The following is a 21,786-nucleotide window of genomic DNA, read 5'->3' on the forward strand; positions in this document are numbered from 1 at the left end:
GCAGAAAGTTAAAATTATTTCTGCATTATGATGCTTTCTGTCAGCTTTTATGGAGAAAACATAATAGCTTAGGGGAATTGTTATCGTGATCATGAATGCAAAGGGTGTGAATACAGACTTAAAACGGACGCCCTCAAGAGAATATCTTGTGGCGACGTTATTTTTGGTGGTCTTGGCGATGACACTGGTGTTCAACAGTGCATGGGCAAAAGAGTTGCAATTATTGAATGTCTCCTATGATCCGACCCGTGAACTTTACCAGCAATATAATGAGGCATTCAGCAAATACTGGCATAACAAAACAGGGGAAGAGGTAAAAATCCGTCAATCACATGGCGGTTCAGGCAAGCAGGCAACTTCCGTAATTAATGGCCTACAGGCGGATGTGGTGACGCTGGCACTGGCTTATGATGTCAATGCCATTGCAGAGCGTGGACGTATTGACAAGCATTGGATCCAGCGCCTGCCGGATAATTCCGCCCCTTATACCTCCACCATTGTCTTTTTGGTGAGAAAAGGAAACCCGAAACAGATCCGAGATTGGTCGGACTTGATCCGCCCGGATGTTGCGGTTGTGACGCCGAATCCGAAAACGTCCGGTGGGGCACGCTGGAATTATCTGGCTGCCTGGGGATATGGTTTAGCACATAACAATCAAGATCAGGCTAAAGCTAAAGCGTTTGTGAGGGAACTCTATAAAAATGTTGAAGTGCTGGATTCTGGCGCTCGCGGAGCAACGAACACGTTTGTGGAGCGTGGGATTGGCGATGTTTTGATTGCCTGGGAAAACGAAGCCTTGCTGGCAATCAATGCGTTGGGCAAGGGGAAGTTTGAAATTGTGACGCCAAGCATGTCTATTCTGGCAGAGCCGACGGTTTCTGTTGTTGACAAGGTGGTTGATAAACGCGGAACGCGCGAGCTGGCAACCGAATACCTGAAATATCTTTATTCTCCGGTGGGTCAGGACATTGCCGCCAAAAACTATTATCGCCCTCGCGATAAAGCCATCGCAGAAAAATACCGCGCTATTTTTCCTGATTTAAAACTTTTTACGATTGATGCGGTTTTTGGTGGCTGGGATAGCGCCCAGAAAATGCATTTCGCCACCGGTGGGACTTTTGACGATATTATCCGGCGTTAATCATGGAACCGATTTGGCATAGGTGAAATGGTTCAGATTAAGTGAAAAAAACCGCCACAAATAATGCCTTGTGGCGGTTTTTGTTAAGAAATTACGCTTTTTTTGCTTCTGCTGCGGCTTTGACGATCACGGCAAACGCATCGGCTTTCAGTGATGCACCACCGACTAGCGCACCGTCGATATCCGGCTGGGTGAACAGCTCTGCTGCATTGCTAGCGTTAACTGAGCCGCCATATTGAATAATGACCTGTTCAGCGATAGCGGCATCTTGTTTTGCGATATGGTCACGGATAAATTTATGAACGGCCTGAGCCTGGGCAGGCGTTGCGGATTTGCCTGTACCGATTGCCCAAACAGGCTCGTAAGCAATAACCGTATCTTTAAATGCTGCGACGCCCAGTGTGTTCAGCACGGCATCGATTTGTCGTGCGCAGACAACTTCGGTCTGGCCGGCTTCATTTTCTTGTTCGGTTTCGCCAATGCACAGAACCGGGATCAGGCCTTGCTCTTTCAGGATGGCAAATTTCTGCGCGATGAATTCGTCGCTCTCTTTATGGTAAGTGCGGCGTTCAGAGTGACCGATGATGATATATTTTGCACCGACGTCTTTCAGCATGTCAGCGGAGGTTTCGCCAGTGAAAGCGCCAGAAAGGTTGACGCCAACATCCTGTGCGCCCAAGGCGATACGGCTACCTGCCAGGGCATTTTTTGCCAGAGAAACATAAACTGTTGGTGGTGCGATAGCGACGTCACAGCCGTCAATGTTGCTCAATTCGTTACGCAGGCCTGCAATCAGGTCGTTAACCATGTGGGTACTGCCATTTAATTTCCAGTTACCCATAACTAATGGATGTCGCATATTTTTCCCTCCAACCAGAAAATAATCAAATTGCGAACTGAATGAATATTCTTTCTTTGAATGACATGATGGTGATGTCATTCCCTGTAAGCGGAATCCCGACAGTATAAAGATCATCAGTGCGAATAGCTCTGCGCTGCGTCACTAATTTTCATTTGCTGATGTGTCAGATAACGATAGCTTAATCGGTTCAATTGCGAAGGTCATTATATTTTCGCTGCTGTTTACGATGATATAGCGTACTGCTCCCATTTTTTGGCTAAAAGCCGGACGGTTTTCCGCTACCCGTAAAAGCCTTTCCAATTGGGTCTGGGCTTGCCCAAGGGAAAGGGTAGGCTCGAATTGGTTGATCAGGGCGGCTATGTATTGTTTTGCCAAGGCGCGGTTTTGTCCGTTTTCTCGTTCACTTTGTGATGGCAGCAGGGTAATTTGCAGGCTTTTAATCTTTTCGCTACCGCGTTCCAGCACCGCTGAGGAGTAGATTTTGTCATTGATTTTACTGGCGGCACGGATAAAAGGTTGAGAAATATCTTTGCTGGCAACCACCCTGTATTCGTACAGGGGGATGTCCGCGTGTTTTTTGTTGTATTTTTCCCGAAAGACAGGGATGGTGTCTTCGAAAGTTGGGGAATCCGGCAACAGGTACATTAATGGTGAGTTGATTTCCGCTGTGACTGAAGGCGCATCGGCAGAGACTGCTAATGGCAAACCGATGCCAAAAACGATTAATATTGTCACCAGAAGTTTATTCATGCCTGTTTTCATCTTATTACTCACTGAGTTTAATCCGGGAAAAACAGCACCCACAATTGGAAAAGAGTACATGACATTACAACAATGGGGATTCTCATTCAAAGGCCGAATTGGCAGGCGAGAGTTTTGGATCGGCATAGGCATCTGTTTCGCCTTGATCTTTATACTCCTGACACTGCATGGAATGAATCTCCTCCCTATGGATTATGCGGCGGTCGGTGTGGCTTTGCTATTGTATCCCACTGCGGCGATTTTTTCGAAGCGACTGCATGACCGGAATAAACGTGGTGGCTGGGCATTGTTATTGGCATTGGCCTGGATATTGCTGTCCCTGGACTGGAGCGCAATGGCGCCAATATGGCAATGGGGAATTGGTCGTTTTGTGCCAACCCTGATTTTTGTCATGATGATAATGGATTGTGGCGTTTTTCGGGGTACGGAAGGTGCTAATCGCTTTGGTGAGATGGCAGAAACCGTTGACTACATTTCTGCCAAGGAGCCGGCTTAAAAACGCAAATAAGTTGACGTGGTCTCCACCCTGAGCGGATTACCAATATTGCTCGCTGGTGATATGGCCGGGTTTACGACGCAGATGTTTTGCCATGTCACGCTGCTCTTTTAATAATTGCTGGGTATCCCTGACCATTTGGGGATTCCCGCACAGCATGACATGGCTGTTTTTTGCCTGCATCGGTAAACCGACAGCCGATTCCAGTTCGCCATTTTCAATTAATGTCGGAATTCTGCCCATCAGTGAATCTGACCATTTTTCTCGGCTAACGATGGTTTGAATGCGCAGTTTGCCCTGAAATTTTTTCACTAAGGCCTGCATCATGGGTAGATAGCTTAAATCTTTTCCCCATCTGACCGCATGCACTAAAACGATATTTTCGAATCGTTCCAGATCGGCTCCTTGCTGGAGGATGGAAAGGTAAGGCCCAATGGCGGTGCCAGTGGAAAGCATCCAGAGTGTTTGGCAATCAGGGATTTCATCCAGAACGAAAAAACCCGCCGCCTGCTCTGTTACTAACACTTCATCACCGGCGTTTAGTGTCGCCAGGCGGGGGCTGAGTTTCCCTTCAGGAACAGTGACTAAATAAAATTCCAGATTATTGTCATCGGGCGCGTTGACGTAAGAGTAAGCTCGTTGAATGCGCTCTCCTGCAACTTCCAGCGCCAGTTTTGCAAATTGTCCGGCCGTGAATTTTTCTATGGGAGCCTGAATTTTGATACTGAAAAGTGAGTCAGTCCAGTTGGTTATGTCGGTAACTTTTCCTGTAACCCAATTTGCCATTACGATAAGCCTCTCTACACAATAAGGTACGAATGAATACTGCGTGAATGGGGGATTTTTGTAACGATTCTACGTGATTACTTAAGATAGCATTATCGATTACGTGTTACAGTGCAATAAACTGGGTTTTAGCCAATATCATAGACAGATATGTACACTTTTATTGACATTTATGGAGAATATCGCTGTTATTTTTTATTCATGTAAAATTGTATACTTAAAAGAAAAAATATAGATTTACCCAATGAATCCTATCTAATGAAGTCAGGCTATCAGGTTCTTTACTAAGCACTTGAGGAGTTCGCTATGGCTGGTGGCTAATTATTCAATAGCGATTAAAGGGTTTGTAAGTCAATAAACAATATTTGAATAAATATTGCTTGCTCTAAGGGTTATTGTCTTCAATGGGTAATTGAATAAAACGCGATGAGAAAAATAGAACATTTTAATTTATTGTTGATGTTAATTGCCTTGACCGCTGTCGGGCAGATGACGCAAACAATCTATGTGCCAGTGATTGCCGATATGGCAAGCGATCTCAATAAGCCTGCGGGGGAAGTCCAGCGGGTGATGGCGGCCTATTTGTTTTCTTACGGATTTTCACAACTTTTTTATGGGCCGCTATCTGACAAGGTAGGGCGCCGTCCTGTGATCTTGCTGGGAATGTCGATTTATCTGGTGGCGACGCTATATGCCCTGTTTGCCCCGAACCTGCCGATGTTAGTCATTGCGAGTGCATTACAGGGGCTCGGCACTGGGGTTGCCGGTGTGATGGTGCGTACTATGCCACGGGATTTATATACCGGCACGACGTTACGCTATGCCAATAGCCTGCTGAATATGGCCATATTGGTTAGCCCTCTGGCTGCTCCCATGATTGGTGGCGTGGTTGCCCACTATTTTGGTTGGCGCTCCTGCTATTTGTTCCTATTGATACTGGGAGCTGTCGTTGCTTTCTTCCTGCTTCGGCATTTACCGGAGACTCGCCCCACAGGGAATTCCCATAGCACCATGCTGGTTTCTTTCCAGCGGTTACTCTCGCATGACTCCTTTGTCTTTTACCTGATCATGTTGGTGGGGGGGCTGGCTGGGATTGCCGTTTTTGAAGCCAGTAGCGGCGTGTTGATGGGGGCTGTTTTGGGATTGGATAGCCTAACGGTCAGCATCTTGTTTATTCTGCCCATTCCCGCGGCGTTTTTTGGGGCGTGGTATGCGGGACGTGAAGGTAAAACATTTTATCGGCTGATGTGGCACTCTGTGAGTTGTTGCTTGCTGGCGGGTATTTTGATGTGGTTGCCTGGCTGGTTTGGCATCATGAATCTCTGGACGTTGTTGATCCCTGCTGCACTATTCTTTTTTGGCGCCGGCATGTTGTTCCCATTGGCGACAACCGGGGCGATGGAACCCTTTCCTTATCTGGCAGGCGCCGCAGGGGCGTTGGTGGGGGGATTACAGAATGTCGGTTCAGGTGTGGCAACCGGGTTGTCGGCGATGTTACCGCAAGACAGCCAATTTAGTGTCGGGATGCTGATGTTTTTCATGTCATTACTGATCCTATTTTGTTGGCTGCCCCTTTCCCAACGGTTCCAGCATCAGGAACATACAGTTTCGTAAAATCCATTCTGTAAATGATATTAAAAAGGCGCTGGCAACAGGTATAAACAGTGTCAGCGCCTTGATTGGTTATTTCTCGCGGTTAAGCGCGATCTTCCCATTCTTGGGCGCGGGCAACGGCTTTTTTCCAGCCATTGTATTTATGGTTGCGCTCAGTCGTTTCGATACTTGGACGGAACTCTTTTTCGATTATCGCCTTACTTTTCACTTCATCCAGATCCCGCCAGAAGCCGACGGCCAAACCTGCCAGAAAAGCCGCGCCTAAGGCGGTGCTTTCACGCACTTCGGGGCGCTCCACACGGGTGCCGAGAATATCGGCCTGGAACTGCATCAGGAAATTGTTGGCAACAGCACCGCCATCTACGCGCAAGGCTTGCAGGCGTGCACCTGCGTCAGCTTGCATGGCGTCCAACACATCGCGGGTTTGGTAAGCGATGGATTCCAATGTCGCCCGGATAATATGATTGCTATTGGCACCGCGGGTCAGGCCGAAAATAGCACCACGCGCGTAGGGATCCCAATACGGTGCGCCAAGGCCAGTGAAGGCCGGCACCACATAAACCCCATTGCTGTCTTTGACTTTAGTCGCGAAATATTCTGAATCTGCGGCATCCGCAATCAGTTTCAGTTCATCACGCAACCATTGAATGGATGCCCCGCCAACAAAGACGGCGCCTTCCAGGGCATAATTGACTTCACCGCGTGGACCACAGCAAACGGTTGTCAACAGGCCATGATTGGAACGCACGGCGTCTATGCCGGTGTTCATCAACAGGAAGCAGCCGGTGCCGTAAGTATTTTTTGCCATCCCAGAGTGTACGCACAGTTGTCCGTATAAGGCGGCTTGTTGGTCGCCTGCGATACCCGCGATAGGAATGCGGGTGCCGCCTTTACCGCCGATATTGGTTTGACCATAAATCTCCGAGGAGGCGGCGACCTTAGGCAGCATAACGCGAGGTATTGCCAACTCATCAAGGATTTTTTGATCCCATTCCAGATTATGGATATTAAACAGCATGGTACGGGAGGCATTGGTGTAATCGGTCACATGTACGCGTCCCTGAGTCATTTTCCAGACCAGCCAGGTATCGACGGTGCCGAATAAAAGTTCACCATTTTCAGCGCGTTGACGGGCACCTTCGACGTTATCCAGAATCCATTTTATTTTTGTGCCGGAGAAATAAGGGTCAAGAACCAAGCCGGTATTGTGGCGGATATATTCTTCCAACCCCTCTTTCTGTTTCAATTTGGTGCAAATATCTGCTGTCCGGCGGCATTGCCATACAATGGCGTTATACACCGGTTTGCCGGTCTCTTTTTCCCAGACAATGGTTGTTTCTCGTTGGTTTGTAATACCAATGCTGGCAATTTGGTCAGAGCGAATATCCGCTTTTGCCAGCACTTCCACTAAGGTAGAGCTTTGGCTTGCCCAGATTTCCATCGGATCGTGTTCTACCCAGCCTGGCTTGGGGTAGATTTGCGGAAATTCACGCTGTGAGATGCAGACAATATTGGCTTCGTGATCGAGTACAACGGCGCGTGAACTGGTCGTGCCCTGATCCAGAGCGACAATATATTTTTTTTCAGTCATATTTTCTGTTGTCATAACTATAACCTGGTTTATTGACTCATTTTTATTGTTGTGTTGGATTGCCATCATTTCAGTATGGCAAAGTTAAACCTCGCGCGGTAAATGGCGAGTAATCAGTTTGCGGTAGCCAAAAGCACCAATAATGGCGCCAACAATAGGGGCGACCAACGGAACAAGGCAATAAGGGATATCCCGGCCTCCGGTCAGGGCAATGTCTCCCCAGCCAGTCAGGTAAGCCACTAATTTAGGGCCGAAGTCACGGGCTGGGTTCAGGGCAAACCCCGTCAAGGGGCCGAATGCGCCACCGATAACGGCAATGAGAATACCGATTAACAGAGGCGCTAAAGGCCCTCGTGGGATGCCATTGCCATCATCGGTCAGGGACAGGATCAGGCACAGCAACACCGCCGCGATGATAACTTCAACGAAAAATGCTTGTAGTACGGAGATCTGAGCCGCAGGGTAAGTGGAGAAAACCCCCGCGCTAAAGAGGCTTTCCTGTGAGCCGCGGACAACATTGTGAACTTGCTCATAATCCAGGAAAAGGTTGTAATACATCATGTAGATAACGAGTGCTGCGATAAAGCCGCCCAACATTTGGGCGATGATGTAAGGCAGCACTTTTTTTCTGTCAAAGTTGGCGAACAGGCATAAGGCAATGGTCACCGCAGGGTTAAGGTGCGCGCCTGAAATTCCGGCAGTGAGGTAAACTGCCAGGGCGACACCAAAGCCCCAGATAATGCTGATTTCCCATAAGCTCAGTTGTGCTCCTGCAAGTCGTGCAGCCGCAACGCAGCCTAAGCCAAAAAAAACGAGCAACGCAGTACCTAGAAGTTCGGAAATGCATTGACCTGATAGTGTTGGAGTTGTGGTCTGGCCCATTTCTATATCCTATAAAAAAGTACAAGGGAGAAAGATTCATTATGAGTCCTTTCTTGTGTACTAAGAGAAAGGTGCCTGTGAATTTATCGTTAATGCGCGTAAACGAGAAATAGCGAAATTGAAATATGCGTGTTGCGTCAACAAAATGAGCGAATTCGCATTTATTTGGCGTTTTATTGGGCTTGGAAATGTGATCTTATAGACATTTGGGTTTGGTCGCTATATTTCGCGTTATGCCGCACATTGCAAGGATGAAACTAGACAGACGTTAATAGGCTAAATACAATCAATACATTGCTTACAAGAGGGGCCCCAGAATGTCATTTGAAGTTTTTGAGAAGCTAGAATCTAAAGTTCAGCAGGCGATTGATACCATCACTTTGCTGCAAATGGAAATTGAAGAATTAAAAGAAAAGAATGCAGTCTTATCTCAGGATGTCCAGAATATGACGGATAGTCGTGAATCTCTGGTACGTGAAAATGAGCTGCTCAAACAAGAACAATCAGCATGGCAAGAGCGCTTACGCACTTTGTTGGGTAAGATGGAAGATGTGCAATAAGGTATTCAATGGCTGAGCTGAAAAAGGGCGATCATTACGCCCTTTTTATACCTTTCAACTTGATTAAATGGAATCAATTAACATTGGGTATATCGATATTGGGGGGATGGATGAAAGCCTGCTCCCATTTTATCAGAGGTTATATTTCTTCATCGCCACTGTCTTCATCAAGTTCTTCATCAATCTCCAGCGGGAAATCAGATAAAACAATGCCGGTATTATCGGCGTAGAGATAGTCACCGGAGAAGAAGGTGACGCCACCGAAATTCACCCTGATATCACTTTCACCCACCCCTTCACTATTGGAGCCGGCAGGAATGGCAGCCATTGCCTGAATACCAATATCAAGCTCTGCGAGATAATCGACCTGACGCACGGCGCCATAGACGACAATGCCTTCCCACCCATTATTGGCGGCAAGTTGGGCCAGTTCTGCATCAACGAGTGCCTTGCGTACCGATCCACCACCATCAATGAGCAAAATGCGTCCATGTCCATTTTCTTCAAGTAAATCATAAAGAAGGCCATTATCTTCAAAACATTTCACCGTGATGATTTGACCACCAAATGAAGTACGCCCACCAAAGTTGGTAAAGATTGGCTCTACTACATTTATATCTTCTTGATAGATATCACAAAGTTCGGAAGTATCATATTTCATGGGATTTACGTCTGGTTTATGCAAGGAACGGACAGTATATCCTTTTAACGCTAATGTTGGCAAAATCATCAATTTTAAAACGTAGGCATAAAATTGCTGCCTACTCGCTTAATTAAGTACCAATCCAATCGAAAACAGAATATTGGTCAATAATGCCGCTTTGACCATTTGTACCAGTTTGGGACGCATACCCTCTGCGGTTGGATCACGCAGCACTTGCACCATATGCTTTAACAGCAGGGGAAAAGCGAGCAGGAATAACCAACTCAACCCATTACTCAGGTACAGGAGTGTGAAGGCAATAAGGCAGAGCATGGCGGTTAACAGCAGGGCGACGTGGTAATAGCGAGCCTTTTTTCCCCCTAAACGAACAGCCAGCGTATTTTTGCCATTTTGGCGATCACTTTCGATATCGCGTAGGTTATTGATGTTCAAAACTGCTACGGAGAGTAAGCCACTGGCCGTTGCCGGCAAAATGGTGCTTATGGAAAAAGTGCCGGCTTGCAAATAGTAGGTGCCAAGCACGCTCAAGTAGCCAAAGAAAATCAGGACAGAAATGTCCCCTAATCCCAGATAGCCATAAGGGCGGGTGCCCACCGTATAAGTGATAGCCGCAATAATCGCCAGTACCCCCAGGACTAAGAAACCAAGAATATCGCTTGGGGTATTGCAGGCGACAGCAATCAAGGAACTCCCTGATAAACAAGAGAGCAGCACAGCGATCTTCAATGCCTTTTTCATCTGCTTTGCGCTAATCAGGCCTTTTTGCATACCCCGTTGTGGGCCAATGCGCTTTTCTGTGTCACTGCCTTTGGTGACGTCACCATAATCATTGGCAAGGTTAGAAAGGATTTGCAACATGGCTGCGGTTAATAAAGCCAGTAATGCCACAGGCCATTTAAAATGTCCTGTCCATGACGCAAGGGCTGAGCCAGTTATAACGGCAGCAATCGCCAGTGGGAGCGTTTTCGGGCGTAAACTTTCCAGCCATGCCTGCATCTGACTGATAGATGTTGTTGTGCTCATATTGTCACTGTTTGTCATTATGATGGGTGTAATAAATTTTATACCATCGAAGATCGCGAAATGGGAGGCTAAAAGCCTCCCATTTTGAATAAGTCGGACGAATTATTGGCACGAATCAAACCAATAATAGGATTGGTTATAAAATAAACCGACTTAAATCTTCATCTGCAACCAGTTCATCCAAATGCTCTTTGACATAGTCGGCATTGATTTCAACGGTTTGTCCCGGGCGTTCACTGGCGTTGAAAGAGATGTCTTCCATCATGCGTTCAAGCACGGTATGTAAACGACGGGCACCAATGTTTTCAGTAGTTTCATTGACTTGCCATGCCGCTTCTGCGATTTTACGGATACCGTCAAGCGTGAATTCAATCCCCATGCCTTCCGTTGCCATCAGAGCCTTGTATTGTTCAGTCAATGAAGCGTTAGGTTCAGTCAGGATACGTTCAAAATCTTCGGTCGTCAGGGCTTGCAATTCCACGCGGATTGGCAAGCGGCCTTGCAGCTCAGGGATCAGGTCAGAAGGGCTGGATACCTGGAAAGCACCGGAAGCAATGAACAGGATGTGATCGGTTTTGACCATACCATGTTTAGTCGAAACGGTGCAGCCTTCGACAAGCGGCAACAGATCGCGCTGGACACCTTCACGGGAAACATCGGGGCCGGAAGTTTGGCCACGCTTACAAATCTTATCGATCTCATCGATGAAAACGATGCCGTGTTGCTCAACGGCATCAATGGCCTGCTGTTTCAGCTCTTCAGGATTGACGAGTTTTGCCGCTTCTTCTTCAACCAGCAGCTTGAATGCGTCTTTGATTTTCATCTTACGGCTTTTTTGACGCTGGCCTGCCAGGTTTTGGAACATGGATTGTAACTGATTCGTCATCTCTTCCATGCCCGGAGGTGCCATAATTTCGACGCCAACTGGCGCGGCTGAAACTTCAATTTCAATTTCTTTATCATCTAACTGGCCTTCACGCAATTTCTTGCGAAATGCCTGACGGGTTGAAGATGACTCGGATTGGGGTTCTGCCTGCCCCCAGTTATTTTTGGCGGGTGGCAGCAGGACATCCAAAATACGCTCTTCGGCCAATTCTTCTGCCCGATAGCGGTTTTTCTCGATGGATTGCAGACGGACTATTTTTATGGCTGCGTCAGTGAGATCACGAATGATGGAATCGACTTCTTTACCGACATAACCCACTTCGGTAAATTTAGTGGCTTCAACCTTGATAAAAGGCGCGTTAGCCAGTTTTGCCAGACGACGGGCGATTTCGGTTTTACCGACACCGGTTGGGCCTATCATCAAAATATTTTTTGGCGTGACTTCATAACGCAGTGATTCATCTAACTGCATGCGACGCCAGCGGTTACGCAGGGCAATAGCAACGGCACGTTTTGCTTTGTCCTGGCCGATAATATGATTGTTTAGTTCGCTGACAATTTCGCGAGGAGTCATTTCAGACATACTATCTATCCTTACGCTTTCGAAGGCAGTTCTTCGAAGTTGTGATTATGGTTGGTGTAGATGCAGATATCGCCAGCGATGGTTAAAGCGCGTTCTGCTATTTCTCTGGCGCCGAGTTCGGTTGTTTCCAACATAGCGCGGGCCGCCGCTTGTGCGTATGAACCACCGGAACCAATGGCGATAAGGTCATTTTCTGGCTGAATCACATCACCGTTACCCGTAATGATCAGAGAAGCATTTTCATCGGCGACAGCGAGCAGGGCTTCCAACTTGCGTAGCATGCGATCCGTTCTCCAGTCTTTGGCTAGTTCAACGGCTGCTTTGGTCAGGTGCCCTTGATGCATTTCGAGTTTCCGTTCAAACAGCTCGAACAGGGTGAAAGCATCAGCAGTACCGCCGGCAAAACCCGCGATGACTTTGTCATTGTAAAGGCGGCGCACTTTACGGACATTGCCTTTCATCACGGTATGACCCATTGTTGCTTGTCCGTCACCACCGATGACGACTTTGCCATTACGGCGAACACTTACGATTGTAGTCACGAGTTAGCCCCTGGTTACAAAATAGAAGATGGTACACACGGAGCATAATTTGTTATCCCACAATTGCTTGCGCACTGCTGATAAAAGCACCATGTGTATGCATTAGGAATTAAGATGGGGGAGCTTTCCGCTTTTTCAACCCCCAGTAGGGCGGAGAATACAGCCAGGCACACCAGCACTTGCAACACGTTCGCGCATTTTTTCAGCGCTAGCCTTATGCTTATAAGGGCCAAGTACAACACGGTTCCAATTGTCTTTCGTGGTAATCTGGCTCTCAATACCTGCGAATGCAAGGCTGGCGCGGACAGAATCCGCCTGTTCCATAGTGCGGAAAGAGCCGCATTGTAGCATCAACTTCGCCTCATTTGCTGTAGGCTTTGTATTGGCTTGGGAGGACGCGGGGGGCTTGCTTTCCGGCACGGCTGCCCGCTTTTGTTCTGACGAATGCGGTTGCGCAGGAGGATTGATCAGCACATGTGAACGTGGAACAGCATCACTGTTATAAGGCACCTCTTTCAATGAAATAGGCGGCTGGCGCATATCTGACTGTATTTGTTCGAGTAGCTGTTTCTGCTCAGGCGTTAGCTGAGGAGGCGGGTTGAGCGGTTTATTTAATGTTGCATTGGGTTCCTGTACAGAAGATTCATTCACAGGACGATTTTCCAATTCTTTGATGTAACTCCAACGCTCTTCTGGTTTTGGTGGCAGCCCATGCCCTTGAGTTTGGTGGTGAGGCTGTTGGTGTTCTTCTGCCTGCCTATTTTCTGCCTGCTTATTATGCATGATGAAATAAAGCCCACCAATAAACATGACCACTAAGGCCGCGGCAACGGCTAATGTCGTTTTGGGTAATCCTTGTGACTGATTTTTTTTCTTACCAGTATTTTTTCGACGGGGATTGTTACGCCCGCGACTCACATAATCTCGTTGTGCCACTGTTTAATTCACTGAGTTATTTAAAAAAATAAAAGAATAGATAACTAATGTTACTTAAGCTGTCGTTATTTGCCTAGCTTTTAGGCGAACAAGTACTCTCACGAATGATCAATTCTGCCTCCAATAATTTGGAACCCTTAGAAATCAAACGGCCTTGAAGCTGTTCCAGCAGTAACAGAATGGAATGATGCCCAATTTCATAACGGGGATGTTCCACTGTCGTTAGGGCGGGTTCGCAGTATTGAGCCAAGCTTAAATTATCAAAACCGACAACAGAGAGATCTTCTGGTAATTTTAACCCCATTTTTTTAGCTTGCCACATTGCGCCCATTGCCATGATATCGCTATGGCAAAAAATCGCGCTTGGCGGCTCTGGTTGGGTAAGCAGGGTTTGTGCCAGTGTCGCCCCGCTTTCATAGGTAAAATCGCCGCGGGCAATATATTCTTCGCGAATTTCTTCCCCTGTACGCCGTAGTGCCTGAATGTAACCTTGTAAGCGATAGTGGCACAGTGGCATGGTTTCCGGCCCTGTGATACAGGCTATGCGTTTGTGCCCCAGTTTTTGCAAATGAAGGGTGGCATTGAAGGCGGCTGTCAGGTTATCAATATGGACAGTGGGCAGTTCCAGTTCCGGTGTGAATTCATTAGCCATGACCATTGGCGGCAGGTTTTTCTGTTCGTCTTTAGAAACATTGAAAGGAATGTTGGAACCGAGTAGTACCATACCATCAATGCGCTTGGTGATCAGAAAGTTGATAAACGCCTGTTCTGGTTGCTGCTGATGCTGGCAATCACCAATCAGCACTAAATAACCCTGTTCAGTCGCGGTTTCTTCAATGCCCCGGATCACCTCAGTAAAGAAAGGATCACTGATATTGGGCACAATAACCAAGATAGTTCTGAATTCATTGCGGCGTGAATTTTTGGTCAGATTATGGGGATAGTAACCCACTTCCAGCACTGCATTCTCAACCTTCTGGCGTGTACGGGCAGAAACCTTGTCAGGATTCATTAATGTTCTTGATACAGTTGCGGTAGAAACACCAGCCACTTTGGCAACATCTTTCATGGTTGCCAACGCGCAATTCTTTTTTTCCATAGTTCACTCCTCAATCTCCACAGGCAGCGAAACGATTGCTATCCGGCTGCTAAAAAACGCCAGTCTATCCTGGAAAAGGATAACTGGCGGATGGTTTTCTACAGTTATATTAATAAGTTCATTTTAAACGGATTAACCGATCAACCGGTTACTTTGTTTGCATAAAAAGTGTGATATAAATCATTTCTTAGAGATACTTCGCAAATTAAAAAAATAATTGTCTCGGTTTTTCTCTCGATATTCGCCTAATTTTAGTACCTTGCGACAACGCGCAATTTTTTATTTCTGTCTATTGGCGAACGATTTTCTGTTATCAGCTTTCAGTAGGGTCAACATCAATGCTCCATTTCACTTTACGCGCCTGTGGCAGAGCAGTGATTTGGTGATAGAGGCGGGTCATCATTTTTTGTAGGAAAATGCGTGAAGGATGTTGGATCATCAATTGCCAGCGATAACGGCCGCCCCGTTTGGCTTGTAATGCGGGTACGGGGCCCATGATCCATAAATGATTATCACGTTGTGAAGGGTGTTCAAGCAGTTGACGTATTTGTTGCAAAAATGCGGGCGCTTGCTGGTTGTCGTGATCTTCTGAGCGGAGCAGGATATGGCTCACAAAGGGAGGCAGAAGAACTTGCTGACGCTCTTCCATCGCTTGCCGGGCGAAGGCATCGTAGCCTTTTTCCAACAATGTCTGCAACAGCGGGTGCTCAGGATGGTGGGTTTGGAGGACAACTTCTCCCCGTTTTCCTGCTCGCCCAGCCCGACCGGAGACTTGAGTATAGAGTTGGGCAAAACGCTCGGCTGCCCGAAAATCAGCAGAAAACAGCGCCCCATCGACATCCAGTAAAGCGACCAGCGTAACATCGGGGAAATGGTGACCTTTCGCCAACATTTGTGTCCCAATCAAAATGCGGGCGCCACCTTGATGAACGTCGGCCAGTTGCTGTTCCAGTGCCCCTTTGCGGCTGGTGGTATCACGATCGATACGGGTAACAGGAACATCGGGGAACAGTTTTGTCATGCCATCTTCCAGTTGCTCAGTACCCAAGCCAACGGGAATTAAATTAGTGGAGCCGCATTGCGGGCATTGGCGTGGGATTGGGCGCTGGCTGTCACAGTGATGGCAACGCAGGTGGCGATGGTTTTGGTGTAGGGTGTAATAGTGATCACAGCGTTGGCATTCCGCTATCCAGCCGCACTCGTGACAGAGCAGGGCAGGGGAATAGCCACGACGGTTTAGAAACAGGATGACCTGGTTATCCGCCTTGAGGTGTTCACCAATGCGATTGATCAGCGGTTGGGATAATCCCACCGTCAGTGGCAAGCCTTTCAGATCCAATAAATGCTGGGTTGCTGGCTGGGCGTGGCCTGCCCGTTGGGTTAAGGTCAGTTGGCGATATTTTCCCTGTTGCACATTATATAACGTTTCCAGTGCGGGGGTGGCGGAACCCATAATGATCGGGATGCCCTCTTTTTTCGCCCGAAACACGGCCAGATCGCGGGCATGATAGCGCCAGCCTTCTTGCTGTTTGTAAGAGCTGTCATGTTCTTCATCGATAATGATGACGCCCAGATGAGCAAAGGGGGTAAACAAAGCTGATCGTGTGCCAATGACGATGGCATTTTCCCCTCTTTTCGCCCTCAGCCAAACTGTCAACCGTTCACTGTCATTCAAGGCGGAATGCAGAACATCAATGGGGGCGTTGAAACGTTCCCGAAACCGACGGATAGTCTGTGGGGTTAAGGCAATTTCAGGGACTAAAATGAGGGCTTGTTTACCTTGTGCAAGAATGTTCTCCAGTACACTGAGATAAACTTCCGTTTTACCCGATCCCGTGATACCTGCCAGTAGCCACGGCGAAAAGGTTTGATCTTCTGCACGGATGGCGCCTACCGCAGTCGCTTGCTCTGTATTGAGTTTTAACCGTTCACCGATAGTTTTAAAATGCTGACACCACGCTTCCGCTTCTGGCTGAATGGGATGCAAGGCAATCAGTGATTTCTTTTTCAGTGATTGCAGTGCGCTTTCACTTAACGCCAATTCAGCGATCTGGTGACGGTAAATGGGATGTTGGCGCAAAGCCGCCAGCGCTGTTTGTTGTTTGGCAGAGCGTTTGAGCTGTGCCAGCGGGAGTTCACGGCCTGCCTCAGTGACTTGCCATTGCCAGAGTGGAGAAAATTCTGCCGGTTTTCCCTGTCGTAGCAAGACAGGCAGGGCATGGAACAACACTTCTCCCAGTGGATAGTGATAATAGCTGACTGCCCACCGGAGCAATTGCCAGAGATCGTCAGGAAAAAGGGGCTGGACATCAAGGATGGTGGAAATAGACTTGAGTTGTTCAGAAGGGAATTCACTGCTATCTGCAATGCCCGTGACAATACCTATCGCATTACGCTTGCCAAAAGGCACAAGCACTCGAACGCCAATCGCTGGCAAAGGTAATTCTGTAGGCAGTAGATAATCAAATGTGCGGGTTAGGGGGACAGGTAAGGCAACCTGAACAACTGTCATAAGGCGATTTCCGGGTAATTAATGACCAGATAAAAGAACGTATAGCGCTAAGGGTATCATAGCAAATCAGCAGATTTCATTGCGCAATAAACCGATATTCTGTATGATCCGCCGCCTTTGGTATAGAAATTTTACCGATACGTCATTTTTATCAACACGACGTGTGGTGTCTGGCGGCAACAAGGCTGGATAGCGACACGGCCTGAACAGAGGTTTCCCATGAAAGAAGGTATCCATCCTAAATACGCAGCAATTACGGCAACTTGTTCTTGCGGTAATGTCATCGAAATCAATTCTACTGTAGGTCACAACCTGAACCTGGACGTTTGTGGTGCATGCCACCCATTCTACACCGGTAAGCAGCGTGATGTTGCGACTGGTGGTCGTGTTGATCGCTTTAACAAACGTTTCAGCGTTCCGGCTGCTAAGAAGTAATGACTTTTTCCAGTCTGTCATCCGTACAGGCTGGAGAGTTGAAACAAAAACGCCCGATGTTTTGCATCGGGCGTTTTTGTTATCAATACTCCCATGTATCGGGATCGATACCCCGTTCACGCATCATGATTTTCGCTGCTTCAGGGATTTCATCATGGCGTTCTTTGCGTAAATCGTCATCATTAGGCAGGGGCTGTCCAGTAAACGCATGGAGAAAAGCTTCACATAGCAATTCGCTGTTTGTTGCATGACGCAAATTGTTCACCTGACGGCGAGTACGCTCATCAGTCAGTATTTTCAACACCTTTAGTGGAATTGAAACTGTAATTTTTTTGACCTGTTCACTTTTTTTGCCATGTTCAGCATAAGGGCTGACATACTCACCATTCCACTCAGCCATGAGATACCTTAAATAGTTTTTGAATCAAGTAATTGAGATCAGAATTTGGAAGGGGTTTCTGATCTGTTTTCATTTCGATAATGCAGTAGTCTAACATAATTCGCCTATCGACTATATCGCCCCACCTGCACTAATTTATAAAATATAACCAGAAGACATATAAAGTGTAGTGATACCTATGGAATTGTGATATTAAACCGTAAAATGATTTGGATGTCTAGATGTGTTGACGTCTATCTTTCCAATCGTTATTCTTGCGTGACGCTAATAATAACGATGATGGTGAAAGGTTATGGGATGTAAGCAAGCGACAATTGCAGTTCACTGTGGTTCAAACGTTGATGAACAATACGGTTGTGTTGTTCCACCTATCTATCTTTCCAGTACATACAACTTTACGGGTTTCAATGAACCCAGGGTTCATGATTACTCCCGTCGTGGTAATCCGAGCCGCGATGTTGTCCAACAGGTTCTGGCCGAGCTGGAAGGGGGAGCGGGGGCGGTCATGACCAGCAGTGGTATGTCAGCGATCCATCTGCTTTGTACGGTATTCCTGCAACCCGGCGATTTATTGGTGGCTCCTCATGATTGTTATGGCGGTAGTTATCGTCTGTTTGACAGCCTGAGTCAGCGTGGGGCATATAATGTGATTTTTGTTGATCAGTCGGATGGACAGGCATTGCAACAGGCGTTGGCCAAAAAACCTAAGCTGGTGCTGATTGAAACACCGAGTAATCCTCTGTTGCGGATCGTTGATATTCAATACATTTGTGGATTAGCACATGAAATTGGGGCATTGGCTGTCGTTGATAACACGTTCTTAAGTCCTGTATTGCAAAAACCGTTGGACTTAGGGGCGGATTTGGTGGTGCATTCGTGTACAAAGTATCTGAATGGACACTCAGATCTGATTGCAGGAGCTATTATTGCGAAGGAATCATCCGTTGCGGAAACGTTGGCTTGGTGGGCGAACAATATTGGCGTGACGGCTGCGGCCTTTGACAGCTATCTGTTACTCCGTGGTATCCGTACATTATCTGCTCGCGTGTTGCTCCAACAAAACAATGCTGTTGCTATTGTGGATTACTTGCAACAGCAGCCCCAAGTAAAAAGACTCTTCTACCCTGGATTGAAAAATCATCCAGGGCATGAAATTGCGGTTAAGCAACAGCAAGGGTTTGGGGCAATGATCAGTTTTGAACTGGAGGGTGATGAACAGGCCATGCGTCGTTTTTTATCTGCGTTAAAATTATTTACCTTGGCTGAATCTCTCGGTGGTGTGGAATCGTTGATTTCTCATACCGCAACAATGACACACGCGGGAATGTCGGCAGAAGCAAGGACGCAAGCAGGGATCACGGATTCGCTTCTTCGTGTTTCTGTGGGAATTGAAGATAGTCAGGATTTAATAGCTGATCTGGACCATGCGTTTCAGGCAGCGGTAACGAGGTCATCATGAGTACTTTGGCAACAGCGGAGGCGGGATCTGGCCGCCAGTTACATAAATTTGGTGGTAGTAGCTTGGCTGATGTGAAATGTTATCAGCGGGTTGCTGAAATTATGGAAAACTACAGCCAACCGGGTGATTTGATGGTGGTCTCGGCAGCGGGGAGTACCACCAACCAGTTGATCGATTGGCTTAAGTTGAGCCAGAGTGACCGGATATCCGCACATCAAATACAACAGTCTTTGCGACGTTACCAGCAAGAATTGATCCGTGGTTTGTTGCCCGAAACCGTTGCAGAAGAACTGAACGCAAAGTTTATCGCTGATCTGGAAAGATTGAGTGCATTGCTGGATAAGCCCGTCACGGATATGACATATGCAGAAGTTGTCGGTCATGGGGAAATTTGGTCGGCACGTTTAATGGCGGCGGTGCTTGAAAATCAAGGCATTCCCAGCTCATGGCTGGATGCTCGCCAATTCCTGCGGGCAGAACGCGTTGCCCAGCCGCAAGTTGATGTGAGGTTATCTCAACCTTTACTTAGCCAATTATTAATCCAAAACCTCCATCGGCGTATCGTGGTTACCGGTTTTATTTCCAGTAACCAAAAGGGTGAAACGGTATTGCTGGGGCGCAATGGCAGTGACTATTCTGCTACCCAAGTTGGCGCTTTGGCGGGAGCCAAAAAAGTCACCATTTGGAGCGACGTAGCGGGTGTTTATAGTGCTGATCCGCGCAAAGTCAAGGATGCCTGCTTGCTGCCGTTGCTGCGTCTGGATGAAGCCAGCGAATTAGCACGCTTAGCCGCACCGGTTCTGCATACCCGTACATTACAGCCCGTTTCTCTTAGCGATATTGATCTGCAATTGCGTTGCAGTTACCAGCCTGAACAGGGTTCTACCCGTATCGAACGGGTATTGGCAACGGGGACAGGGGCAAAAATTGTCACCAGCCATGATGATGTCTGCCTGATTGAGTTGCATGTATCTCCGGCTCATGATTTCAAACAAATTTACAAAGACATTGATTCTTTGCTAAAGCGCGCCCAAATGCGGCCATTGGCAACAGGGATACATGCAGATTGCAACCTGATCCAACTTTGTTATACCGCTGAGATTGTGAATAGCGCCCTTGATGTTTTACAAGAAGCCTCCTTACCCGGCAAACTTTCTTTGCGCGAAGGTTTGGCGCTGGTGGCTTTGGTCGGGGCGGGTGTGTGCAAAAACCCGTTGCATAGCCATCGGTTTTACCAGCAATTAAAAGATCAGCCGGTTGAATTTATCTGGCATGCAGAAGATGACATCAGCCTGGTTGCCGTATTGCGTTCGAATCAGACGTCACATTTGATCCAAGGGTTACACCAAAGCCTGTTTCGGGCAGAAAAACGCATCGGTTTGGTGCTGTTTGGCAAAGGCAATATTGGTTCTCGTTGGCTGGAACTGTTCGCTCGCGAACAGAAAAACATTTCTGCTCGTAGCGGTTTTGAATTTATTCTGGCGGGTGTCGTCGATAGTCGCCGGAGTCTACTGCATTATCAGGGCATTGATGCCAGTCGGGCGCTGGCCTTTTTTGATGATGAAGCGACGGAACATGAAGAAGATGCCCTGTTTTTATGGATGCGGGCTCATCCTTATGATGATTTGGTTATCCTGGACGTGACGGCCAGCGAGGAATTGGCCAAAGAGTATGTCTATTTTGCCAGTTATGGGTTTCATGTGGTTAGTGCCAATAAAGTTGCCGGCTCTTCCAACAGCAGCACTTATCGCATGATCCGCGATGCCTTTGCGAAAACAGGGCGGCACTGGTTATATAACGCCACAGTGGGTGCAGGGTTGCCGATTAATCACTCCGTCAGGGATCTGCGGGAAAGCGGTGATACCATTTTATCCATTAGTGGTGTTTTTTCCGGCACCTTATCCTGGTTGTTCTTGCAGTTTGATGGTTCTGTGCCTTTTAGTGATTTAGTCGAACAAGCCTGGCAGCAGGGATTGACCGAACCCGATCCACGAATTGATCTTTCCGGTCAGGATGTGATGCGTAAGCTGGTTATTCTGGCTCGCGAAGCGGGCTATGAGATAGAGCCTGATCAGGTGCGGGTTGAGTCTTTAGTCCCGGAAGAGGCTCGGAGTGGTTCCATCGAAGCGTTTTTTGAAAACAGCGCTGCCATTAATGAGCAGATGTTGCAACGTTTGGAAGCCGCACAGGAGATGGGCATGGTCTTGCGCTATGTTGCCCGTTTTGATTCCAGTGGAAAGGCAAAAGTGGGGGTGGAAGCCGTGCGTAGCGATCACCCATTGGCCGCCCTGTTGCCGGCAGATAATGTCTTTGCGATAGAAAGCCGCTGGTATCGCGATAATCCGTTGGTGATCCGTGGGCCAGGCGCTGGACGGGATGTCACCGCAGGGGCTATCCAATCAGACTTAAATCGTCTGTCGCAACTTCTGTAGCCAAAATTTTGCTGGCAGGGATATGACAGGTTATCCCTGCTAATCGCAGAAAAAAGAGGTTACCCCATCATTGCCACCCGTTGGTATCGCTATCCCATCCATTGAATTGTCTATAAAAACGA

General features: G+C 47.6%; 20 protein-coding genes. 7 read left to right on the top strand and 13 right to left on the bottom strand.

What is annotated here, in order from left to right:
* The first annotated feature begins 163 nt into the window (after positions 1 to 163).
* Complete coding sequence (locus Xkoz_RS11590; RefSeq protein WP_422646056.1) at positions 164 to 1,141, top strand: sulfate ABC transporter substrate-binding protein; 978 nt, start codon at positions 164 to 166, stop codon at positions 1,139 to 1,141.
* A 91-nt stretch (positions 1,142 to 1,232) separates the two neighbouring features.
* Here Xkoz_RS11590 and tpiA read toward each other — a convergent pair whose 3' ends face one another.
* Together tpiA and Xkoz_RS11600 are read right to left on the bottom strand one after the other, a co-directional pair.
* Positions 1,233 to 2,000, bottom strand: coding sequence for a triose-phosphate isomerase (gene tpiA, locus Xkoz_RS11595; protein WP_099142315.1), 768 nt, complete (start codon positions 1,998 to 2,000; stop codon positions 1,233 to 1,235).
* Positions 2,001 to 2,144: 144 nt separating this feature from the next.
* On the bottom strand, positions 2,145 to 2,753 hold the full coding sequence (locus tag Xkoz_RS11600; protein WP_244183462.1) for a DUF1454 family protein: 609 nt from the start codon (positions 2,751 to 2,753) through the stop codon (positions 2,145 to 2,147).
* Positions 2,754 to 2,823: 70 nt separating this feature from the next.
* Here Xkoz_RS11600 and Xkoz_RS11605 point away from each other — a divergent pair, with 70 nt between their 5' ends.
* The gene (locus tag Xkoz_RS11605; protein WP_099142316.1) at positions 2,824 to 3,261 is read left to right on the top strand and encodes a DUF805 domain-containing protein; all 438 of its coding nucleotides are present in this window, start codon (positions 2,824 to 2,826) and stop codon (positions 3,259 to 3,261) included.
* A 39-nt stretch (positions 3,262 to 3,300) separates the two neighbouring features.
* On the opposite strand, the gene fpr is transcribed toward Xkoz_RS11605, so the two are convergent.
* On the bottom strand, positions 3,301 to 4,047 hold the full coding sequence (gene fpr, locus Xkoz_RS11610) for a ferredoxin--NADP(+) reductase (RefSeq protein ID WP_099142317.1): 747 nt from the start codon (positions 4,045 to 4,047) through the stop codon (positions 3,301 to 3,303).
* Positions 4,048 to 4,473: 426 nt separating this feature from the next.
* Between fpr and emrD the strand changes: the two genes are divergently transcribed.
* Positions 4,474 to 5,661 carry a multidrug efflux MFS transporter EmrD gene (emrD, locus tag Xkoz_RS11615; RefSeq protein WP_099142318.1) on the top strand — a complete coding sequence of 396 codons (1,188 nt, stop codon included), beginning with the start codon at positions 4,474 to 4,476 and terminating at the stop codon, positions 5,659 to 5,661.
* A gap of 82 nt (positions 5,662 to 5,743) precedes the next feature.
* On the opposite strand, the gene glpK is transcribed toward emrD, so the two are convergent.
* Together glpK and Xkoz_RS11625 are read right to left on the bottom strand one after the other, a co-directional pair.
* Positions 5,744 to 7,267 carry a glycerol kinase GlpK gene (glpK, locus tag Xkoz_RS11620; protein WP_099142319.1) on the bottom strand — a complete coding sequence of 508 codons (1,524 nt, stop codon included), beginning with the start codon at positions 7,265 to 7,267 and terminating at the stop codon, positions 5,744 to 5,746.
* A gap of 69 nt (positions 7,268 to 7,336) precedes the next feature.
* Positions 7,337 to 8,134, bottom strand: coding sequence for an MIP/aquaporin family protein (locus Xkoz_RS11625; protein WP_099142320.1), 798 nt, complete (start codon positions 8,132 to 8,134; stop codon positions 7,337 to 7,339).
* A 317-nt stretch (positions 8,135 to 8,451) separates the two neighbouring features.
* On the opposite strand from Xkoz_RS11625, the gene zapB reads away from it, so the two are divergent.
* The gene (zapB, locus tag Xkoz_RS11630; protein ID WP_099142321.1) at positions 8,452 to 8,694 is read left to right on the top strand and encodes a cell division protein ZapB; all 243 of its coding nucleotides are present in this window, start codon (positions 8,452 to 8,454) and stop codon (positions 8,692 to 8,694) included.
* 139 nt (positions 8,695 to 8,833) lie between these two features.
* On the opposite strand, the gene rraA is transcribed toward zapB, so the two are convergent.
* The 7 genes from rraA to priA form a co-directional block, all read right to left on the bottom strand.
* Positions 8,834 to 9,355: a ribonuclease E activity regulator RraA gene (gene rraA, locus Xkoz_RS11635; RefSeq protein WP_099142345.1), complete on the bottom strand. Its 522-nt coding sequence runs from the start codon at positions 9,353 to 9,355 to the stop codon at positions 8,834 to 8,836.
* Positions 9,356 to 9,463: 108 nt separating this feature from the next.
* Positions 9,464 to 10,381 carry a 1,4-dihydroxy-2-naphthoate polyprenyltransferase gene (locus tag Xkoz_RS11640; protein WP_099142346.1) on the bottom strand — a complete coding sequence of 306 codons (918 nt, stop codon included), beginning with the start codon at positions 10,379 to 10,381 and terminating at the stop codon, positions 9,464 to 9,466.
* A gap of 136 nt (positions 10,382 to 10,517) precedes the next feature.
* The gene (gene hslU / locus Xkoz_RS11645; protein ID WP_099142322.1) at positions 10,518 to 11,849 is read right to left on the bottom strand and encodes an HslU--HslV peptidase ATPase subunit; all 1,332 of its coding nucleotides are present in this window, start codon (positions 11,847 to 11,849) and stop codon (positions 10,518 to 10,520) included.
* A gap of 11 nt (positions 11,850 to 11,860) precedes the next feature.
* Positions 11,861 to 12,391, bottom strand: a complete 531-nt coding sequence (hslV, locus tag Xkoz_RS11650) for an ATP-dependent protease subunit HslV (RefSeq protein ID WP_092520260.1) — start codon at positions 12,389 to 12,391, stop codon at positions 11,861 to 11,863.
* 135 nt (positions 12,392 to 12,526) lie between these two features.
* Positions 12,527 to 13,327, bottom strand: coding sequence for a cell division protein FtsN (ftsN, locus tag Xkoz_RS11655; protein ID WP_099142323.1), 801 nt, complete (start codon positions 13,325 to 13,327; stop codon positions 12,527 to 12,529).
* 73 nt (positions 13,328 to 13,400) lie between these two features.
* Positions 13,401 to 14,426, bottom strand: coding sequence for a DNA-binding transcriptional regulator CytR (gene cytR / locus Xkoz_RS11660; protein ID WP_099142324.1), 1,026 nt, complete (start codon positions 14,424 to 14,426; stop codon positions 13,401 to 13,403).
* Positions 14,427 to 14,739: 313 nt separating this feature from the next.
* Positions 14,740 to 16,938 carry a primosomal protein N' gene (priA, locus tag Xkoz_RS11665; RefSeq protein WP_099142325.1) on the bottom strand — a complete coding sequence of 733 codons (2,199 nt, stop codon included), beginning with the start codon at positions 16,936 to 16,938 and terminating at the stop codon, positions 14,740 to 14,742.
* Positions 16,939 to 17,157: 219 nt separating this feature from the next.
* Between priA and rpmE the strand changes: the two genes are divergently transcribed.
* Positions 17,158 to 17,373, top strand: a complete 216-nt coding sequence (gene rpmE / locus Xkoz_RS11670; RefSeq protein WP_099142326.1) for a 50S ribosomal protein L31 — start codon at positions 17,158 to 17,160, stop codon at positions 17,371 to 17,373.
* A gap of 82 nt (positions 17,374 to 17,455) precedes the next feature.
* On the opposite strand, the gene metJ is transcribed toward rpmE, so the two are convergent.
* On the bottom strand, positions 17,456 to 17,773 hold the full coding sequence (gene metJ, locus Xkoz_RS11675) for a met regulon transcriptional regulator MetJ (protein WP_099142327.1): 318 nt from the start codon (positions 17,771 to 17,773) through the stop codon (positions 17,456 to 17,458).
* 292 nt (positions 17,774 to 18,065) lie between these two features.
* Between metJ and metB the strand changes: the two genes are divergently transcribed.
* Both metB and Xkoz_RS11685 read left to right on the top strand, forming a co-directional pair.
* Positions 18,066 to 19,232: a cystathionine gamma-synthase gene (gene metB / locus Xkoz_RS11680; protein WP_099142328.1), complete on the top strand. Its 1,167-nt coding sequence runs from the start codon at positions 18,066 to 18,068 to the stop codon at positions 19,230 to 19,232.
* The gene (locus Xkoz_RS11685; RefSeq protein WP_099142329.1) at positions 19,229 to 21,664 is read left to right on the top strand and encodes a bifunctional aspartate kinase/homoserine dehydrogenase II; all 2,436 of its coding nucleotides are present in this window, start codon (positions 19,229 to 19,231) and stop codon (positions 21,662 to 21,664) included. Before metB ends, Xkoz_RS11685 begins: the two co-directional genes overlap by 4 nt.
* Positions 21,665 to 21,786: the final 122 nt, after the last annotated feature.

The organism is Xenorhabdus kozodoii (assembly GCF_002632875.1).
Lineage (GTDB): Bacteria > Pseudomonadota > Gammaproteobacteria > Enterobacterales > Enterobacteriaceae > Xenorhabdus > Xenorhabdus kozodoii.

Excerpts from the sequence above, each read along its gene's own strand:
- tpiA (WP_099142315.1), bottom strand. The coding sequence starts at position 2,000 with ATGCGACATCCATTAGTTATGGGTAACTGGAAATTAAATGGCAGTACC.
- Xkoz_RS11600 (WP_244183462.1), bottom strand. The coding sequence starts at position 2,753 with ATGAATAAACTTCTGGTGACAATATTAATCGTTTTTGGCATCGGTTTG.
- Xkoz_RS11605 (WP_099142316.1), top strand. The coding sequence starts at position 2,824 with ATGACATTACAACAATGGGGATTCTCATTCAAAGGCCGAATTGGCAGG.
- fpr (WP_099142317.1), bottom strand. The coding sequence starts at position 4,047 with ATGGCAAATTGGGTTACAGGAAAAGTTACCGACATAACCAACTGGACT.
- emrD (WP_099142318.1), top strand. The coding sequence starts at position 4,474 with ATGAGAAAAATAGAACATTTTAATTTATTGTTGATGTTAATTGCCTTG.
- glpK (WP_099142319.1), bottom strand. The coding sequence starts at position 7,267 with ATGACAACAGAAAATATGACTGAAAAAAAATATATTGTCGCTCTGGAT.
- Xkoz_RS11625 (WP_099142320.1), bottom strand. The coding sequence starts at position 8,134 with ATGGGCCAGACCACAACTCCAACACTATCAGGTCAATGCATTTCCGAA.
- zapB (WP_099142321.1), top strand. The coding sequence starts at position 8,452 with ATGTCATTTGAAGTTTTTGAGAAGCTAGAATCTAAAGTTCAGCAGGCG.
- rraA (WP_099142345.1), bottom strand. The coding sequence starts at position 9,355 with ATGAAATATGATACTTCCGAACTTTGTGATATCTATCAAGAAGATATA.
- Xkoz_RS11640 (WP_099142346.1), bottom strand. The coding sequence starts at position 10,381 with ATGAGCACAACAACATCTATCAGTCAGATGCAGGCATGGCTGGAAAGT.
- hslU (WP_099142322.1), bottom strand. The coding sequence starts at position 11,849 with ATGTCTGAAATGACTCCTCGCGAAATTGTCAGCGAACTAAACAATCAT.
- cytR (WP_099142324.1), bottom strand. The coding sequence starts at position 14,426 with ATGGAAAAAAAGAATTGCGCGTTGGCAACCATGAAAGATGTTGCCAAA.
- priA (WP_099142325.1), bottom strand. The coding sequence starts at position 16,938 with ATGACAGTTGTTCAGGTTGCCTTACCTGTCCCCCTAACCCGCACATTT.
- rpmE (WP_099142326.1), top strand. The coding sequence starts at position 17,158 with ATGAAAGAAGGTATCCATCCTAAATACGCAGCAATTACGGCAACTTGT.
- metJ (WP_099142327.1), bottom strand. The coding sequence starts at position 17,773 with ATGGCTGAGTGGAATGGTGAGTATGTCAGCCCTTATGCTGAACATGGC.
- metB (WP_099142328.1), top strand. The coding sequence starts at position 18,066 with ATGGGATGTAAGCAAGCGACAATTGCAGTTCACTGTGGTTCAAACGTT.
- Xkoz_RS11685 (WP_099142329.1), top strand. The coding sequence starts at position 19,229 with ATGAGTACTTTGGCAACAGCGGAGGCGGGATCTGGCCGCCAGTTACAT.